Origin of the sequence: Okeania sp. SIO2F5 (assembly GCF_010692685.1) — a bacterium.
In the GTDB taxonomy this organism is placed as follows: domain Bacteria; phylum Cyanobacteriota; class Cyanobacteriia; order Cyanobacteriales; family Microcoleaceae; genus Okeania; species Okeania hirsuta.
This window is the reverse complement of record NZ_JAAHGU010000017.1, coordinates 52,484-71,991: the sequence shown is the minus strand read 5'-3', so window position 1 is coordinate 71,991 and position 19,508 is coordinate 52,484. Positions and strand designations below refer to the sequence as shown.

18 protein-coding genes are annotated in these 19,508 nt (G+C 33.7%); 3 read left to right on the top strand and 15 right to left on the bottom strand.

Translation table 11 applies throughout. The features are described 5' to 3' along the window. Positions 1–76: 76 nt before the first annotated feature. Positions 77–934 carry a DMT family transporter gene (locus tag F6K27_RS09620; protein WP_287279100.1) on the top strand — a complete coding sequence of 286 codons (858 nt, stop codon included), beginning with the start codon at positions 77–79 and terminating at the stop codon, positions 932–934. A gap of 638 nt (positions 935–1,572) precedes the next feature. Here the strand turns inward: F6K27_RS09620 and F6K27_RS09615 are convergent. The 8 genes from F6K27_RS09615 to F6K27_RS09580 all read right to left on the bottom strand — a co-directional run bounded on the left by F6K27_RS09615 (position 1,573) and on the right by F6K27_RS09580 (position 8,263). After that, positions 1,573–2,535 (bottom strand): hypothetical protein, encoded by a 963-nt coding sequence (locus F6K27_RS09615; protein ID WP_287279099.1) that lies wholly within the window; start codon positions 2,533–2,535, stop codon positions 1,573–1,575. A gap of 443 nt (positions 2,536–2,978) precedes the next feature. Further along, positions 2,979–3,560 carry a Bpu10I family restriction endonuclease gene (locus F6K27_RS09610; protein WP_287279098.1) on the bottom strand — a complete coding sequence of 194 codons (582 nt, stop codon included), beginning with the start codon at positions 3,558–3,560 and terminating at the stop codon, positions 2,979–2,981. A gap of 3 nt (positions 3,561–3,563) precedes the next feature. Next, positions 3,564–3,848 carry a hypothetical protein gene (locus F6K27_RS09605; RefSeq protein ID WP_287279097.1) on the bottom strand — a complete coding sequence of 95 codons (285 nt, stop codon included), beginning with the start codon at positions 3,846–3,848 and terminating at the stop codon, positions 3,564–3,566. 16 nt (positions 3,849–3,864) lie between these two features. After that, on the bottom strand, positions 3,865–5,049 hold the full coding sequence (locus tag F6K27_RS09600; RefSeq protein ID WP_287279096.1) for a DNA cytosine methyltransferase: 1,185 nt from the start codon (positions 5,047–5,049) through the stop codon (positions 3,865–3,867). A 66-nt stretch (positions 5,050–5,115) separates the two neighbouring features. Beyond that, the gene (locus F6K27_RS09595; protein WP_287279095.1) at positions 5,116–5,508 is read right to left on the bottom strand and encodes a hypothetical protein; all 393 of its coding nucleotides are present in this window, start codon (positions 5,506–5,508) and stop codon (positions 5,116–5,118) included. After that, positions 5,480–6,070: a Panacea domain-containing protein gene (locus F6K27_RS09590; RefSeq protein ID WP_287279094.1), complete on the bottom strand. Its 591-nt coding sequence runs from the start codon at positions 6,068–6,070 to the stop codon at positions 5,480–5,482. The genes F6K27_RS09595 and F6K27_RS09590 overlap by 29 nt, the downstream gene beginning before the upstream one ends. A gap of 219 nt (positions 6,071–6,289) precedes the next feature. Further along, complete coding sequence (locus F6K27_RS09585) at positions 6,290–6,910, bottom strand: hypothetical protein (protein WP_287279093.1); 621 nt, start codon at positions 6,908–6,910, stop codon at positions 6,290–6,292. 117 nt (positions 6,911–7,027) lie between these two features. After that, positions 7,028–8,263 (bottom strand): LL-diaminopimelate aminotransferase, encoded by a 1,236-nt coding sequence (locus F6K27_RS09580; protein ID WP_287279092.1) that lies wholly within the window; start codon positions 8,261–8,263, stop codon positions 7,028–7,030. A gap of 526 nt (positions 8,264–8,789) precedes the next feature. On the opposite strand from F6K27_RS09580, the gene F6K27_RS09575 reads away from it, so the two are divergent. Beyond that, positions 8,790–9,065, top strand: coding sequence for a phosphodiester glycosidase family protein (locus F6K27_RS09575; protein WP_287279091.1), 276 nt, complete (start codon positions 8,790–8,792; stop codon positions 9,063–9,065). A 109-nt stretch (positions 9,066–9,174) separates the two neighbouring features. Next, the gene (locus tag F6K27_RS09570) at positions 9,175–10,278 is read left to right on the top strand and encodes a diguanylate cyclase domain-containing protein (protein ID WP_287279090.1); all 1,104 of its coding nucleotides are present in this window, start codon (positions 9,175–9,177) and stop codon (positions 10,276–10,278) included. Between the two features lie 385 nt (positions 10,279–10,663). Here the strand turns inward: F6K27_RS09570 and F6K27_RS09565 are convergent, their stop codons facing one another. The 7 genes from F6K27_RS09565 to F6K27_RS09535 all read right to left on the bottom strand — a co-directional run bounded on the left by F6K27_RS09565 (position 10,664) and on the right by F6K27_RS09535 (position 19,163). Continuing rightward, positions 10,664–10,801, bottom strand: coding sequence for a hypothetical protein (locus F6K27_RS09565; RefSeq protein ID WP_287300859.1), 138 nt, complete (start codon positions 10,799–10,801; stop codon positions 10,664–10,666). Positions 10,802–10,850: 49 nt separating this feature from the next. After that, positions 10,851–11,210: a hypothetical protein gene (locus F6K27_RS09560; protein WP_287279088.1), complete on the bottom strand. Its 360-nt coding sequence runs from the start codon at positions 11,208–11,210 to the stop codon at positions 10,851–10,853. Positions 11,211–11,478: 268 nt separating this feature from the next. After that, a complete protein-coding gene (locus tag F6K27_RS09555) occupies positions 11,479–12,915 on the bottom strand; it encodes a DUF5009 domain-containing protein (protein ID WP_287279087.1) in 1,437 nt (478 codons plus the stop codon). Between the two features lie 626 nt (positions 12,916–13,541). Further along, the gene (locus F6K27_RS09550) at positions 13,542–13,817 is read right to left on the bottom strand and encodes a hypothetical protein (RefSeq protein ID WP_287279086.1); all 276 of its coding nucleotides are present in this window, start codon (positions 13,815–13,817) and stop codon (positions 13,542–13,544) included. A gap of 237 nt (positions 13,818–14,054) precedes the next feature. Then, on the bottom strand, positions 14,055–14,279 hold the full coding sequence (locus F6K27_RS09545) for a hypothetical protein (protein ID WP_287284161.1): 225 nt from the start codon (positions 14,277–14,279) through the stop codon (positions 14,055–14,057). 1,357 nt (positions 14,280–15,636) lie between these two features. Beyond that, entirely contained in the window at positions 15,637–17,676 is a 2,040-nt protein-coding gene (locus tag F6K27_RS09540) for an AarF/ABC1/UbiB kinase family protein (protein WP_287280013.1), read from the bottom strand. A gap of 1,316 nt (positions 17,677–18,992) precedes the next feature. Further along, positions 18,993–19,163 carry a hypothetical protein gene (locus F6K27_RS09535; RefSeq protein WP_287284164.1) on the bottom strand — a complete coding sequence of 57 codons (171 nt, stop codon included), beginning with the start codon at positions 19,161–19,163 and terminating at the stop codon, positions 18,993–18,995. Positions 19,164–19,508: the final 345 nt, after the last annotated feature.

Here is a 19,508-nt window from a genome sequence, read left to right as displayed (position 1 = left end):
CATTGTTCTAGTTGGATCATTATGTTTCTGTTTTCAAAATGTCATTGTCAGAGTTTTATTCAACGAACAGACAATTTTGGGCATTTTTCAAACAGGAGGGTTTGTCACTCCCACCCTACAAAATTCATTTTTGCTAATGTTTATGCGAATGGTATTGGTAGTTTCGTTGATGGCATCCTTCGCCACAAAACTCTACCCGCACACTTGGCAAAATATTAGAGAATTAGGAAATACTGAATCTCGTCCCCTTTTGTGGCGATCGCTAGGTGGCGGGATGCTAATGTTTCTTTACTTAGCACTGCTTTATATGTCTATTGGATTAATTGAAACTGGGGTGGCATTAACTCTATTTTTTACTTACCCAATCTTCACTTCGCTATTTTCTTGGCTATTGTTAGGTATTCCCCCTACTAGCTTTCGGTGGATGGTGATGATAGTGGTATTAGTAGGAACTTTTTTGACTATTCCCTACAGTCAGACTACATCCGATAGTTATAATGCGGTCGGAGTAATTTTCGGTATTGGTTCTGGACTTTCCTATGCACTTTATACAGTAAATGCACAAAAAAGTTTTGAAACTCTGCATCCAGTACCTTTTACTTGGATTAGTTTTGCCACTGCTCTGGGACTATCTGCTTGTAGCTTATTAATTTGGCAGGGAAGTAGCGGTCTTAATTGGATGTATCTCTGGATTGGCGGATTTTTATCAGCAATTGTCACCTTGGCTGGCCATTTAATGTTTAATTACGGCATTAGTCTGATTGGTGCTACTTATGCTGCAACAATAGGTGCGACTAATCCTTGTTTAACTGCTATTTTAGCATGGTTGGCAATTCAAGAAAATCTCAATAGTTTACAACTGCTTGGTGTAGTTATTGTCACTCTGGGTGTGTTGTTACTGAGTCAAGAACATCGACGTTTAGTGAAGGAGTAGGGGAGATGGGGAATAGAGGAGATGGGAAGTGGGGGAGATGGGAGCATTTTTCTACCTGCTTGGTGCGCGTTCCCTTCTCTTGGTCGGCGCTCCCATGGCGAGGACACCTTTCCCTACGGTCCCGGAACGGGAACGCCGGGTTCCGACCGCTTGCGCCTAAGGGCGGCGCGGGGTCGCATCCGCTTTTTCCCCTATTCTCGTTCCTGAATTTTCTGACTTCACCAGAACTAAGTTTTGAGGACTGACTTCTATCTATGCCAAAAGCACATACCGCTTGCATAGATCTCAAATGGGTTCTATAGGTGTACCTCATACTGTTTCACGGAAGTCAGAAGTCAGATTTTATAGGCTAAAAACTTTGACAATACAATAGTTTCAGGCAATTATTTTACATTTAAAGTAGCGAAACTATTTGTGACATCCTTAAAGTGAATTGGTATCACCGAAATGGAATCTGCTGTATAACTCATTTTAGGCATTAGTGATTTGAGGTATGAAATAAGTAATTTTGGTAAATTAACAGTCATTCAAAGATGGAAAAATTAGATGTTATCTTTACTTAATTGACTTTTCTTTCTCCTGAATCCTTACTAAGTAATTAAAATGAATATCATACTCTAATTCAGCAACGCCTCATTTTATTTTTTAGTTTCGGAAGCATGACTGAGATAATTACCAAAAACTTGACTCAAAGCATCAGCTTTTAAATGATAATTCCAACGACACATTTGTGTCATTACTTTCATCAAACTATACCCAATCTCAATACCATATTTGAGATGAGAAAAATTGATAATATCTTGACCAGAAGTTCGCTCTTTTTGATGATGATTTAAGAGTCTAATTAGGCGATAAATACTGCCAATAACTCGCCTCAAAACCGAATCGCCAAAACCCCATCTAGTGATTCCCCAAAACTTAGCCAAATGATTAACTTCATCTTGTAAAGGTTGAGCGATCGCCATTTGTAATGCCCCTGTAGAATGAGACATTAACCATATATAAATAGATACGGCACTCCATTCAGAACTTATTCTACTTACTCCATGATTATAGATTTCTGCCCGTACATTTCCAGTAGGTTGATAACCATGAACGGTATTAGGTTTTTGCTGTAATTTTTTACCTGTAAGTTGTTGATAAATCTTGCTAAAAGCAGGGGCGTGTTGCCGTTCTTCTTTTTCCCAAATACCAACTTCAATTATTTTCCCATTTTTATCAGTTACACCTCCCATAAATCTAGCTAGTTGAGGATGAGCTGTTTGTAAATAACCCCAACTTTCTTGGGAATAAGAACGAATGGGTGCTTCTATTTCTACGGCGGAGGCAATTACTTGTAAAAATAATTTTGGTTCGATACCAATAATTTGACTATGATTTATAGCTTGCCAATTAATTTTTTGCCAAGGTCTTTGTTGAGGATTTTCAAATTGTTGGGGTAAGTCTAATAGTCTTTCTGTAAGAATGTCTTGAGAAAGATAGCGTTCGAGTAAATAATTAATTCTGGCTCTGGTTTGTAGATAGTTAGGAGTGGAATGACAATAACCAGCTAGGTCAAATTGGGTCTGATTAGAGGAATTAATTGTTGTTACTAAGTTCATAGTTTTTCAGTTAAGTTATTTTTGGTTTAATGATTTAGGCAGATTCGAGAAAGTCTTATAGCAATGGAAGGAAAGGTTAGGACAGATTAAAAGCTTAAAATTCAGACAACGCAATATTTTTTTTCTTCCTTCTTTCTTCTGCTATACCTTATCTCTGACAGCTTATTAATAGAAACTGACCAGATGAGAAGGTGTCACTCTTGTGTTCTTGCTTTTCTTAATACCAATCCTAAGCTAACTATTAAGGTAGAACTTAGTATGTAGGTGACAGTTATTCAGTTGTCATATAAGAGGGTAGACAGTTGTAGTGATTTTTCTAAACTGGCACAGTTAAAATAATTTCAATATAGCGCTACGCATTAAGGTTAAGAAATTTCTCAACCCTTTAACAATTTACTATTCCCTATTCCCTAGCGCGTAGCGCTATAAAAATGATTAGCTAGCTAAATTAAATAACCCCGTTTCAAGCCAAAATTAATACCGCCCTCCCAATCAGATGTTAAATAATCTCTAACATAAACAAATAAATGCTCTACTACATTTGCATATATAGGATTTTTCACATAACCTTCTTGAAATCGAAATTCTCTATCCGTATTCTTTTGTTTTCTTAATACATATATTTGGTCTATTTTGAATTTTCGTAAATTTACGGCATCTGTTAATTTTAGCCATTCTGCCACTAAAATATAAATGGCATTAGGGTTTCTATACTTAAGTTGTTCTGCTGCTGTTGCTGCATCTTGAAGCATAGTTTTATCCAAATAAGTTTTGCATTCTATAACTACAGCAGGTAAATCCCAAATATGACTTTCTAATTCTTGGGAACCTTGACAATTCATTTGGGCGTGAATTCTCACTCCTATGGCAAAATCATTATCTTTTAGTTCAATTAAAGCATGAGGATGACTGAGCATATCCTGATAATTTTCAGACCGAAAAAATATATCTTTGAAAGTACGAGACTTACCAATTAAAGCTTGTGATGAAAATTCTCTAACCAAATCTTTGAAGAGATAATACATAAATTATTCTAACACAGATGAATGGAGATTTGAACGAGAATCAAATTTTTCAGCATAGTGTTGTTGTTCTAGAAAATCTTTATATTGATTCAAAAATTCTACTCGCTTTATCAATAATTCACTATCTTGGTCTGTTTTTTCAATCAATGGACCAATTAGCCCTTCATTAGCCAATTTCCACTCATTATATTTTTCTCTTATTTCTCTCAAATATCTCCGAGAATCTTCGTCTCTATATTTAGTTTTATGATTTTCTTTCTGCTCTAAATTTTTGCCATGAACATACATTTTATCTAGCTCTATTTTACAACTGTTTTAATATATTATCAGCAATAGCTTTAGCTAATAAAGGAGGAACGGCGTTTCCAATTTGATTGTATTGACATAAATGTTTTTCTGCTAAACGACCTTCTCTAGATAGTAGCTTATGACTAACAACTGTTGGTTTACCCATGAATTTAAAACTATCTGGAAATGATTGTATTCTTGCACCTTCTCTAGCTGTGAAATTTCTGTGTTGATAAGGATGAACAAAATTAGCATAAAATGACGCCGGAATTGTATAGCATTGTTTATCTGGATGGAGTCTTCTATTATTTTGGTCGTAGATTTTTTGAGATATTTTTGTAGAGTTTCTTTGTCGTGGTTGTAAATGTTTTGGTACATCTTTTCCAGAACTTCCCCAAGTCATTGTGGCAAATCTTTTTACCATTCTTGGAGTGTGATTCATTGCTTTATGATTAAACAGAATATTATTTCCATTTCTCAACAATTTTTGATATTCATTCGACGGTTGCTTGGAATAATTTGACTCTTCTTTTCCTTCGCCAGCTTCCAATGGAGGTAAGTCAGAAATAGCATCCCATAATGTCGGACAGAACTTTAAATTTTCTCCAAATAAAGACATTTGCTGATTGGTTAATATTCCATGAGTTGGCAAGGGAAAAGGATTTTCTAGTTCCCGTTTTGAAGCAACAATAAATAAACGTTTTCTGATTTGAGGTACTCCGTATGCCGTAGCTTCTAATATATTTATATAGACGTGATACCCAATCTTTTTAAACTCCTCTTCAATAATGTCAATAACTTTGACTTGAGAATGAGTCCTAAATTTCATCAGGTTAGGCACATTTTCCATAATTAATATTTCTGGCTCACAAACTATAGCTACTCTGATTAATTCTCTAAAAAGATTATTTCTAGGATCTTTAGGATCTCCAGAATTTTTATTACAAATAGAATCTCCTTGACAAGGGGGACTTCCTATCACAATTTGTGGTTTATTATTACCCCAAATTGCTGCTATATCCTTATTAGTAATAGTTGCAATATCTTGATTGATGACAACTGCATCTGGATGATTATAAGCAAAAGTTTCTGATGCCCATTTATCTATTTCTATAGCACCAATAATTTGACAACCTGCCCATTTAAAACCAAGACTAAAACCGCCTGCACCGGAAAAAATATCTAATATTAATGGTTTCATAAACAATACTTCTAGCAAAAATAGTCAAGCAACTATTTCATTTTTAGTAGTTTCTCTGTCAATAGATTATTCCTCAAAAATTTCTTGAATAACATCTTTAATATCTCGATCAGGAGGTCGTTTTTCAAATTGTTGATGATTATAAATCCATAAAGGCTTAATCACTCTTTTCTTCTCCTCAACTAAATACATTAATCTAATTTGTCCTGATGCACCTTTGGCAATGGTTACAACTAATTTATAAAATTGCCATTCATCAGGTAATTTCAGACCACTTGGTAAAGGTTCAACCCTGGCTTGAGGAGGATAAGGGTTAATAATTAGTTCATCAAGATACTCACGAATAATCTGAATAAATTCCTGTTTTTGAGATTGAGATTTATAGGTTTTGACTAACTTTGTGAAACTCCGTTCAAAGTTAGTAGACTTCTCAATTAAGAAGGGAGTTGAGCCAGTCATTCACTTCTGCTTGCTGAATATATTTTGGTTCTTCTTTAGACTCTATTGCTGCTTTTAAAATATGAGAAATAATAGAAGCATAGTGAGGATGTTCTTTCTCAATTTCTAAAAGTTTTTCTTCTCCTAATAAACGCATATCTTCTAATAATATAGGTTCGGTTGAATTTGCATAACTAGGTAAACCTTTTCTGGCTTTTTTCCAAGGAAATTCTAAGTGGGTTAAATTACTTAAATAGTAAGCATGATATTCACCGAAGTATTGCCAAGTTTCCTCTAAAACTTCCTTAACTTCTGAGGGAATATTAGTAATACTTTCCTGGTTTGGGATTGGTAATTGTTCGGCTTCAAATTTACTGTAAAATTTATAAGCAGGAGGACAAACAGGACCATATCGCCAAGCTTGTATTTCATCAGCGAATAAAGGTTCATCATTAAGAGCTAAATATAAGCATTGGCTATAGTAGAGAAGTTTTTGTATTTTCATATTAGTTATTTGAGCTTCTCTACCATCTTCATAAGCCCGCATGATGAAATATTTGGCTACTTCTAAGGGGTTAGTCATAATACTTTTATCTGTTTGTTTTTAATTTAACAAAGCTATAGATACTTATTATTTTAATACTAACTTAGGATTTACACAACTAGGCTTGATTTCCTGGGAAAAGTTTGATTCTCGTTAAATAAAATATTAAGCAGAGACTTGAGAATCTAGTGCAGGATGGTGGAAATAACTAACCAGTTACAAAATCTTAAAACAATTACAAATCAATACTTTTGACTTTTAACTTCCGCGTAGCGGCACTAGCTGTAGTTCACATTGTTGAAAAATATAGTTAACCACGGCAAATAATTGGTCTAAATCTTGAAAAGTATAAAAAGTCAGATTTTTGGTAAAAATATTTGCTTGTAGTTTACCAAATTGCCAAATTTTGCCATTTGAAACAATCCCAAAAACTATCATATCTGGGTTTTCATTTAATTTTTGGGCAGCTACCATTTCTGCCAAACATTGTCCCCATCCTTCCTCAAATTTATCTTGTTTTGCTTCTACTAAAAGTAAATAAGGTTTGTCAAAGACAACTTTTCCTAGTGGAGAACGTTTCGCTAGAATATATTCTGGAAAACCCGCAAGATTATCGTTATAAATCAGCGACTGATGACTCCATAAAATCAACTTACTACAATAATATTTCCAGACTTCTTTTAAAACTGGATAAATTAAATTTTCACAGATAGCAAATTCTGAATTATCAACTATTCCTTCCCGCATAACTATTTCTATATCATTTCTGAAATATTCAGGAATGCTAAATTCTGTCTTCAAAATAAAATCAGATTCAATGTAGGTAATTTGAAATTCTTGGATAACTGCACTAATACTTTTATAGTTACTAAAAGACATATAGTTTTTCCATTTGATTTACAAGCAGGTAGGCAAATGTTGCTTGAGTTAGGAATATTTTCCATCACTAAAGATTTGCCCATCCTACTAATACTGATTTTAGCGATCGCTCCTCACCTAAACTGTAAATTTCTCAGTTATTCGCTTCATCGCTTCTTCCACATTTTCCCGACTATTAAAAGCGGAAATACGGAAGTAACCTTCACCCGCAGCACCGAAACCTGAACCGGGAGTACCGACAACATTACAGTTGTGCAACAGTTTATCAAAGAAATCCCAACTAGATAAACCTGTAGGAGTCTGCACCCAAACATAAGGCGCATTTACACCACCATAAACAGTTAACCCTGCTGCTTGTAACTGGGAACAAATAATTTTGGCATTCTCTAAATAAAATTCGATCAACCCCTTCACCTGTGCTTTCCCTTCATCGGAGTAAACTGCTTCTGCACCACGCTGCACAATATAAGAAACTCCATTAAATTTTGTGCAATGACGGCGGTTCCACAGTTTCCATAATTCTACATCGCTACCATCAGCAGCTTTCCCTTTGAGGGTTTTGGGTATGACAGTCAGCGCACAACGAGTACCTGTAAAACCAGCATTCTTAGAAAAGGAACGAAATTCGATCGCGCATTCTCTTGCTCCTTCTATTTCATAAATGGAGTGGGGAAGACTAGCATCAGTAATAAATGCTTCGTAAGCAGCATCGAATAAAATAATTGCATTATTTGCTTTTGCATAATCTACCCAAGTCTTGAGATATTCCTTTGTAGCAGTGGCACCAGTGGGGTTATTCGGGAAACACAGATAAATCAAATCTACCTTTTGAGTAGGAAGTTCAGCAGTAAAATTATTTTCTGCAGTAATGGGTAAATAAACTAAACCCTCATATTCCCCTTTCTCATTCACATCTCCAGTATTACCTGCCATGACATTAGTATCTACATACACCGGATAAACTGGGTCAGTCACCGCAATAGTATTATCGTGACCAAAAATGTCGAGAATATTACCAGTGTCGCATTTCGATCCATCAGAGATGAAAATTTCCGAGGCATCAATATCACATCCCCTAGCTTGGAAATCTTGAGCCGCAATTTTTTCCCGCAACCAACCATAACCTTGCTCTGGGCCATAACCTTTAAAAGTAGAGCGATCGCCCATTTCCTCTACTGCTTTAATAATGGCCTGACGACAAGCTTCTGGCAGGGGTTCGGTGACGTCCCCAATACCTAGTTTAATAATTTTGGCCTCTGGGTGAGCTTCAGCGAAGGTATTTACTCGACGGGCGATTTCTGGGAATAGATATCCTGCTTTAAGTTTGAGGTAATTATCGTTAATTGTTGCCATGATAGATTGCCAAAAATGATTTACAACAGATCAGTATGTCAGATTATCCCGATTTTTGTTAACTAGACAACATTGTTTCTTTTTCCCACAAAACCTAACTATAGCAATCCTATTTAAGTTGTAATATTTTGGTGGCAGTTAGGAGTTATGAGTCAGGAGTCAGGAGTCAGGAGTTAGAATTTACTCATGTTTTCAGTTCAAATTAACTATTATAAAAATTTTCACAACCAATTTAGGATTACTATATTTAAACCTGTAATTTTTTTTGGTAATTCCTGTGAATTAACTACTGCTCATAGGTAGTTTTAACAATCATTGAAGAAGGCAGAAGGCAGAAGTTAGAAGGTAAGCATTCAGGTGTCAGCTATACAGCCATCAGCTATTAACTTAATTGCGCTTTTTTGAGGAATCAGAATTGAAATATTTAACAGAATTAAAATTCTGAAATAAATTAGCTACTTGCTCACGACTCAAACTCAATATTACTCAAATCCTCAAACTACTAATTCCTGAAAGCTGACCCCCCATGGCTGAATGGTTACGAGCATTTTGGGGTATTCATCGTAGTGGTCAACCTATCATTGGTGTATCTTATAAAAGAATTGGTTCCGTTAAACTTGCTCAACTTTTAGCACAAGTAGGATTTCGGGATGCAGTTATGTTAGATTCTGGAGCTAGTACGTCTCTAGTTTATGAAGGTAAATCTTTAGTCAGGTATACTCCACGTCCTGTTCCTCATGTAGTGGCTTTAGTTTCACCAAAGTCAGTTTCCAAATCAACTTGTGTTGTAGCTCAGTATTGATAAATAAAAGTCAATTATTAGATTGAAAAAATGATTAACTAAATCAATATAAATTCATATAGCAGTCGGAAATTATTTACTGCTACATAACTAATTAGCATTCAGAATATTGCTAAGGCAAAGCTACCTCACCAGTATTAAAAATGCTATACTTGTTAAGCTGACTTTTAAAAAAGTTAATATTGAATCAGCATTAGAATTAACTTTAGCAGAAGTTTGTCAAACAATGAATTGGGATTTTGGAGAAGCATGGATTCCTGACCCAGAAGCTACAATGCTCAAATTTAGTAGAGGATGGTATTCTAGTAATAGTAATAACGGTACTTTACCAGCAGATCTGAAATTTCGACAACAGCATCAAATTATTACCTTTAACTCCCAAGAAAGCTTACTACAAAGGGTGTGGAATTCTCAGCAAACAGAATGGGGAAAAGATATTTTTCCTGATAAATATTCAGTTTTTATTTGTTTTCAAATTGCCGAAAAAATAGGTATTAAATCTGCATTGGGAATACCGATTATTCTAGATAAACAGGTTTTATCTATCTTAGTATTTTTCCATAAATTTTCTCAAACATTAGATCAAAATTCTATACAGTTAGTTAATGCTGTGGCAACTCAGTTAGGTGGATTAATTCAACGGAAAAAATCTGAGATAGCTCTTAAAAAAGCAAACCAAAATTTAAAACTAATTGCCAGTTTTGATATTTTAACTTCTTTGGCTAATCGTCGTACATTCGATGAATATTTTCATCAAAAATGGGAGCAACTTAGACAATACAAAAAATATTTATCTCTCATCCTTTGTGATGTGGATTATTTCAAATATTATAATGATTGTTATGGGTATCCAGAGGGAGACCAATGCCTCAAAAAAGTTGCTCAAGCTATTAGCAAGGTAGCTAAATTTTCTACAGATTTAGTCTGTCGTTATGGTGGCGAAGAATTTGGAGTTATATTACCAAATACAAATATTGAGGAAGCTTTACGAAGAGCAGAATTAATTAGGAGAGAAATCAAAAGGTTTGAAATACCTCACGCTTGTTCAAAAGTAAGTCCTTATGTAACTGTAAGTTTAGAAGTAAGTAGCGTAATTCCTACGTTACAATTATCTGGTCGTACATTATTAATAGATGCTGATCAGGCGCTTTATCAAGCAAAAGAACAGGGACGAGATTGTGTTATTGCTCATAGAATTAATTATGTTTGTTAGGAAAGAAAAAATCATATAAGACTCAGGTATAATTTTTTTTTGTTTCCCCTACTGATATTAAATACTAAAATTTTTGCTACAAATACTTAGGCTGTTTCAAACAGTCAGGAGTCAGTAGGAATAGCCTATATATTATTTAGCTAGAGTCAAACTCTGTTTTTAGTCAAATCTATATTTCTAAGTAAAGTCTTTTAAGCAGGGAAATTATTCGTAGCATTCTTTTTTATAGTTCATATGATTACTAAATTGAAGTGAGGTTATTCAACCTGATTTGAGATGATATGAAATACGAAAAATAATGGTAGAGTTATTTCACAAAGGCTGAAAGTTGAACTAGAGAGTCAAAGATCAATTTTATCTGAAATACAAGTAATGATCTTTTCCCTTATGGATTTAATACACTACCGTCACACTGTTTACAAGCTTGTTGGGGTTTGTATAGGTAAAGTTGTAATTTTTCAGTATCCCCATGCACTTTTTCCTTCTCTACTAGGATATAACTAAAGCTTTCTTCGTTCTTCAAAACTAATTTATTCAAAATCAATGTCAGATATTTCAATACACCCTTGAATTTAATTATTAGATTTAGTATATATTTCCATTATAACTCCTATGAATGAGCCAAATATTCCTCCAATAATTGCTCCCCAAAATGGGATAAGTAGTGGACTGAAACAGGCATAAAATCCATCTAAACCATCTGCACAATTTAGAGGTTGAATTTTTTGATGAGCTACAACTATAAAAATGAACGTACTCAAAAGTGAAGTAAAAGTTGCTGCATTGAATATTCTCATCGTGCATCTAAATTTAGTGATTAAATTAGTAATTGCACCAACAATTCCCCCAATAGTACCTCCAATGACAATACCTACACAAGCTCCAAATAATGTGACAAACCATACAAAAATAACAGGAATTATACTACTCATCAAATCCTCCTTCTTTTGTTAATAAATATTAGTTTAGTAGTACTGTATAACGCTACTTGAATAGGGAATAGGTAATAGGGAATAGGGAATAGTAAACTGTTAAAGAGTTTTCGGTGCGGAAAAGCTCCGCTAACAGAGTTTAGAAATGTCAAACACCTTAATGCGTAGCGCTATACAAGTAGTAATATTCTAATAGTTACAAAAAATGCAGCTATGATTTTCTCCTAAATTCTGACTTCTGACTCCTGACTCCTGACTCCTTCTTCTTTTAAGTCCTCCAAAAAAGCTTTAATTTGCTAAAAATACTTACAATTAATGCCACTATTAATGTATAAATAAATCCCGTTAATAATCCTAACCTTGTTGTTTGAGTCATTTGTGCAATTTTTTCATACCATCCAGTTAATTTCAAGATAGGTAAGAGTAAGTTACCAAAAACCACATAAGCTATCATTGGATTTTGACCATTATAGATAAATAATTTGAGAATACTTTTTTGCTGAAAATAATCTCTAACAACAGTGAATAGAATTAACAAAAAAATAGACATTCCTGTAGTAATGAAAAAGTAGCTTAGAGTAGCACTATCTTTTTTAATTCCACCTTGAAAAGGTTCAAAAGCTAATCCTAATACTAGCCAATAAATTCCCCAACCATAAAGTTTATTGAGTAAATTTTCTATCTGATTACTTGGTTGCTGGAATAATAACCAACCAGAAGCACATAAAACTCCGCTGATTAAAGTTGTTTCTAAAACTAGCCTAGATTGTAACCCAATCAATAATACCAAGTCAATAGTAAGCATTAATACTGCAATAATAAAAAAACGACTAGCTGGCCATTTTTCTAATGTCGAATCGGGATTGCTACTTTCATTATTTCTCATCCATTTTAAAATTAAATCTCCGCTAATAGTACCTGGAATTACGATAAATAAGTACTTCAAATAATCAAATCTAAAAATCCAAGGCAAAGGAGAGTTAAACCAAAAATCTTTTACCCATCCATCATCAGCAGCAGAAAATCTTAGCCCTAATAATATTCCCAATAATCCTAAACGTAACCACCAATTAGATTGAGTAAATAACCAAATTATCGAACCAAAAACAGCCATATTAGTTAAAACGATGAGAATAATATCACTACGTTCTAATGAAAAGTTACTACCATCTGGATATACTAATCGACTGAGAACTAAAACACATAAAAACCAACCAACTACAGTAATTAATTGATTGATTAACTTGGGGATAAATTTTGGCAAACGACTGTACATTAAAAATAGGATTAAAAATCCCAATAAAGCCAATTTCCACTTTTCCGGAATTTCCTCTGCATTATTAATAATGTGCGGTCGAAAATGTTGAAACACTATAGCAAAAGTGCCCAAAAAAAATCCTCTTTTCAGGATGAATAAAAATATTGAAATATATCGCCACCCTTTATTTATTAATCGAGATAAAGCTAGGGGTATAGATGCTCCCATTGCAAATAAGAAAATTGGAAAAACAATATCTACCCAAGTTAATCCAGGAATATTAGGATTAAATACATAATTTGGTGGTGGTGTTTGAGCATGATACATCCAAGTAGGAAGTGTTCCATCACGAGGAATTATGCCTGATAATACCATCATTAAAATAGCAAATCCTCGTAGAGCATCTAGAGCTTCAGCACGTTTTTTAGAGGTTAGTTGTTTTACCATAGTTATATAGTCATCCTAATTTCATTTGTGATATTTTAGTGTTGGTTAGGAGCAAGAATTGCTGGAGTCAGCGAGTCAGAATATAAAGGATTTTTAATAGATATAGCAATCCTATTTTATTCGTGTCAAAAATCTTACTGCTTTTTAGGAAACACTTAACTGGGAATAGGGAACAGGGAACAGCTAAGAGTTTCAGTTTTTTTATTTACTTTTTGATTTGTCACGACCTATTTAGGATTGCTATATCTACAGAAAATCAACTTGCTCTTTATTTAAGATAAGCTAAAGTTGTAAAAGTCACTTACAAAATCATTTTTCGTATCTTGATTGCGAAAATATATTCTCTGTTTCCTGCTCTTACAAAAAGTCTATATCTTGATCTTTTTTTAGAGATGTCTAATGGCTATTAACTATAATTAAATTTTTCACAACCTATTTAGGATTGTCATATAGGAAATAGTTAGATTAAAATGTCAAAAAATTGAATTAAAATACACTTTATGCTTGACATTATATTAATTATAAAACTTGAGGCTGTAGTTAATTTTTGCTAATTTTATATTTCTAATCTTTTAAAGCTATACCCATAATTTTACCTCCACCTTGAGCTTTAGCAATGCGTCTAGCTAAAGCAACTTCAGGTAATTTTTGACCAAAAAATTTAGTGCTTGAGTCGTAAATTGTAGAAATGCAAATGCTAAATGAGAAGACAAGCGAGATTGAATAGCTATTATATCCTTTAAATAACTATTTTCTGAAGAAGGATGAGCAATATGATTTCGTACTGAGGTGATTAGTCTAGTAATATGTTCTAGTATTTCAGTATTAACGAAGTATTTGGGATTTTGAGAAAAAACATCCCGCACTTCATCTAACTTTTTTCCTAGTGTTTTGTTTTCCAAATCAGCACTTTTTATAATCGTTAAAATGATATTTGCGACTTCTTCAACTCCAGCAGAGGAAGAAAAAATAGAATGACGATAACTATAGGTTTCTTCAGTTACTTCACCAATTAGGCGAGAATTTACCCCAGATAAAAGCGATTCTCCTAAATGTTCGATATCAAGTACAGAAGGTAATAAATTTGTTAGGCAATTTACAAGATCGTTAATGTTTGAGCGATGGCGTAAAACTTCTGTTTAATTTAATTTTCCGAAATTATCAAACTCCCTTATCGGAGGAAATTTGCGATATTTTATGCTTACGCCTGCTTTTTCTAAATCATAGTAAAAAAGACTAGCTTGCTTTTTTCTAGTACCTGAATCTTGAGAAAAATCTATTTCCAAAGAATAAATATTTTCTATATCAAGCACATAAGCAAAAATAGCAAGTATTGACTTAACAGATGAAATACCACCTGTCAAGTCAATATAGTTTTGTGGGTTATCAAAAGGGTTAAAATTTTTCGTAGTTGCTCTACAAGATCCCTAAATCTATCAACATTAGAATATTCTATTTTTGTGACATGATGAACTAAACTTGTTGAAGAAATTTTATAGTTGCTTAGAGCTTATTGCCAATCTACTGAAGTTGTCAAAGCTTTTCAAGAATTTAGAATTAAGAATTAAGAATTTAGAATTACCTCTCCTTTAAAACGGATAGGATTGACTCAAAGGAAATTTTTTCTTTTTATCTCCTTAAAAGGGGAGGCTTTATACCACAATTTTTCGGTAATGATTGTTCAGAATGAAAAATGTGTACTTGACGAAAAGTTAAATCGCTATTTTTTGTATCACTTCGCGCTTGAAGGGTAGCTCTAATAATAGCGTTAATCATTGCAGGAATGTTTGTCTTTCCCGCTAAAATTAGCTTGAATGATTTTTGATAAATGTTCACTTTTGCTTTGTTGAATTCCCGATAATATAATTTATCTACTATATAGTGGAGTTTAAATTTTATACTAATTCCAGTTATTAAAAGATACTTTTTCCAACTCTTTTTTAATCATTCTGCCTTTTGCCTTTTGCCTTCCCCTCTTTAGAAAGATACTAATTAGGGTTTGCGTATGGAAAGTCTTTTTTCTGGGGTAGGAGACAGGAGAAATGGGAACTATAGAGGAGATAGTAGGAAGAATCGTCCCTTGATTTTTCTGCTCAACTCTTGACCAAAATCCACTCATTTTTGAACCATTACCACCTAAAACCTCGCACTTTTTGATACTTAAAAAGGCTAAAACCTTTGTCTATAAAGACTTTTATATTTAATCGGCAAGCCCTAATTAGGGTTTGCTAAAAAAGTCTTATAGTTGAGGATATAATTCAGGATTTATAATTCAGAATTCAGAATTTAGAGGATTTAGGAGGAAGAAATATCCCTTTATTTTTTTATCCTTATCTACTCAAAACTCTAACTTTTTTAGCTTTTTAGATCAAAAACCTTGCACCTTTTTTAACTCTAAAAATTATCAAGTATTGACAGATAAAGGCTTTGACAATTAATCAGCAAGCCCTAATTAAATTAAATTTGGTATTATACAAATTAAAAAAAGAATGTTACAAATAAACTGGTTATAATAATCCAGCTAAAACCTAAAACCTAGCATCTAGTACCTAACACCTACCACCTACCACCTAACACCTAGAAAATTATTTGTAGCAAACATTTATCAATTTGGTATTATTGCTCAATTAAGCCTCCATTTTTTGATAAAAAAATTAGTTGCCAGTAGAAATTTTTCCGACTAACAACTAATAATAATTAACTATTAAATAATTAATCGACTTACCTAGGAACAGGCAAAGAAAGTTGAGGTTTAGTATCTGGTTGATGACCATTACCATTACCATTAGAATGCTCTGGAGATAATAATACTTGACGAACCAAACGAGCGATCGCCCGTTGAGTCAAACCACTTGCCACTTGTTGGCCCATCTTTTGCATTTCTGGTTTAACCAACAAATTTGGTACTAACTGTGCCAACTGCATAGCATCAAAACCAGGAGTATCTTGAATAATTTGCCAAATACGTTGAATATGCTCTGCTCTTTTTTCTTCTGGAGAATTTGTAGATGTAATTCTGGTGGGTTTTTGTTCTTTCATACCCAACAATTCACCCACTCTATTTCTCACATTAGAAAAAGTATTTCTGGATGCTAGGTCGAGACTATTAATCAACTCTTCAACTAAACGCACCCGAATAAAATCACCACGTTCAGATAATAAGAAATCTAGAGCTTGGTCTAACACTTTGCTAATATCATAATCATCACTATTACTCGCATTTCTTAAGAGATTTTCTAATCTATTCCAACGAAAATCACCATCCTTAAAAAGTAAGTCTTTCAGAGAAGTTCTTAACTCAGGAGCAGGGTCAGTTAGTAAACGTTTTGCCACATAAGGATAAGCTTTACTCAACACCTTAAAATTAGGCTCCACATTAATCGCAATACCTTCCAAAGTTACCAAAGAACGAATAATTAAAGCATAATAAGCAGGTACAGTAAATGGATATTCATACATTAAAGCTGATAATTGGTCTGTAATACTCTTAAAATTAAGTTCTGCCACACTAGCACCAAGAGCATTATTAAACACACCAGCTAAAGCAGGAATAATCGGAGTTACATCAGTATCAGGAGTCAAAAATTCCAGCTTAATATAATCCTGAGCCAAAGCTTCAAAATCACGATTTACCAAATGTACAACTGCCTCTAATAAACCATATCGTTGATAAGGTTTAACCTCACTCATCATGCCAAAATCTAGATAAACCAACTTACCTTCTGGACTAGCCAATAAATTACCAGGATGAGGGTCAGCATGAAAAAAACCATGTTCTAATAACTGTCTCAAAGAACATTGCACCCCTACTTCTATAAGATATTTAGCATCAATATTTTTAGCTTTTATAGCTTCCAAATTAGTCAGCTTAGTACCCGTTATCCACTCCATTGTTAATACACGACGACCCGTATATTGCCAATAAATTTTAGGAACATAAATATCTGGAAGATGACCGTAGAGTTGTTTAAACTTTTCCGCATTACGACCCTCTTGAGTGTAGTCCATTTCCTCAAATATTCGAGCCCCAAACTCATCCATAATAGCTACTAAGTCACTGCGGAGTCGCTTAATACTTTTATGTGCCCAAATAGCCAGTGTTCTTAATATATAAATGTCTAAAGCAATATTTTCCGCTAAACCAGGACGTTGTACTTTTACCGCTACTGGTTCGCCTGTTTTAAGTTTGCCTTTATAAACTTGTCCAAGAGAAGCTGCAGCAATAGGATTAGGTGTTAATTCTGCATAAATTTCTTCTGGACGGAAACCTAATTCTTCTTCTATAAAACGATAGGCTAATTCATTAGGAAAAGGGGGTAATTGGTCTTGTAATTTAGTCAACTCTTCTAAATATGTGGGAGATGCTAAATCTGGTCGAGTAGATAGTGCTTGTCCCACCTTAATAAAAGCAGGACCAAGATTTGTCAATATTTCTCTTAACCTAATTGCCCGTTTTGCTTCATTTTTAGTGGCATTACCTGTAATTTTGTCCAACCACAAGCTAAAAGCAAATGATAGAAAAGTCCATAAAACACTGATGCGTCTTTTCCATACTGGCAAAGGGCGTTTACTGTAGAAGGCTGTGATTGCTTCTGGGTCATAGCGTAGAGCATTATTTTCTACTGGTTTTGAATCATCTTGAGACTTAACCATATCTATATTTTTCACTGGCATTGCCTCTACTTCTAATGTGTCTAATTTCTTAGTATGTGAATTCAAATATTCTTTTTGGGTAGCAGATGATATTGTTTCCAGATTCATAAAATTTTAGATTTTTTTTATAAAGGTTGTTAAATATTGTAACAATATGGCTGTCGTTTCAATGAAGTCAAAAGTCAAAAGTCAAAAGTCAAAAGTAAGAATTTGACTATCTCTCTACCTGGAATTTCCTCTAGTCACAGAAAAATTGTTAGTAAATCAAGAATCGAAAAAATAATTGGAAAATTTCACTATTGCCACATACGCAACAGTAGAGCATCAAACCTAGAAAGCAAGGTAACTGAGAGTTGATTTTCACACCCCAGAAAATATTTGACTATCTCTCTACCTGGAATTTCCTCTAGTCACAGAAAAATTGTTAGTAAATCAAGAATCGAAAAATTAATTGGAAAATTTCACTGTTGCCACATACGCAATAGTAGAACATCAAACCTAGAGAGCAAGCTAACTCACAGTTGATTTCCACACCCCAGAAAATATTTGACTATCTCTCTAACCGGAATTTCTTCTACAGGACTTACGCAAAGGCACTATGTATAGAGTCCAGTAACTATTGTCCAATAGTTTTTATCACTATATATAGCGTATCTGCGTAAGTCCTACTTCTAGTCACAGAAAAATTATTAGTAAATCAAGAATCGAAAAATTAATTATAAAAATGACTATTGCTACATACGCAATAGTAGAACATCAAACCTAGAGAGCAAGGAAACTCAGAGTTGATTTCCACTGACTATGAAAATATCTGACTCTAATCTCTCTTCACAAAATTTCCTCTAGTCACAGAAAAATTGTTAGTCAATCAAGAATCGAAAAATTAATTGTTAAATCTGACTGTTGCGATATACGCAATAGTAGAACATCAAACCTAGAGAGCAAGGAAATTGAGAGTTGATTTCCACATCCCAGAAAATATTTGACTGTCTCTCTAACCAGAATTTCCTCTAGTCACAGAAAAATTGTTAGTCAATCAAGAATCGAAAAATTAATTGTTAAATCTGACTGTTGCGATATACGCAATAGTAGAACATCAAACCTAGAGAGCAAGGAAATTGAGAGTTGATTTCCACATCTAAGAAAATATCTGACTCTGTCTCTCTACCCAGAATTTTTCGACTCACAGAAAATTTATTAGTTATTAGTCCGGAGGTTTTAATATACTTTCTGTATAAATGGGTATTGCATATATGCATATAGTAGGCATTAGTAATTTCTGCTATAAAGAACAATTTCTGAAAAATTTGCTATGTCTGTAACAAATACGAGTCAACAAAATCACATAATAAATGGGTGTACCTTTATTAGAAGTACACCCTCAAATTCTAATTATGGACTTACTTTAGTAAAAGATTGGTCTATTATTTCAATAAGCTTTCCCTCCTTAACTCAAACTTCATTTTTACATCGCCTACTTCTATTTCACCTGATGTAGCTGATGAAGTTAGTAAACCCAAAGTTACAGACGTAATCAAAGGCAATACTAGCTTTGCTAGAATCCAACCTTTGTTGTTTTGATTCGTATTTTTCATTGATTTTTTCCTGTTAATAACCAAGCTAAGTTGCAGTAAAATAATGTTTTCGGCCAAAAAACATTTATCGCAACTAAGCTTTTCTTTATTACTAATATCTATCTAATGTATTTGTTTATTTCCGGACTAGAAAATAAAATAGACAGCAAGGCAACTGAGAGCTGATTTCTACATCCCAGAAAATATTTGACTATCTCTCTACCGGGAATTTCTTCTAGTCACAGAAAAATTGCTAGTAAATCAAGAATCGAAAAATTAATTGTTAAATCTGACTGTTGCGACATACGCAATAGTAGAACATCAAACCTAGAGAGTAAGGAAACTCAGACTTTATTTCCACTGACA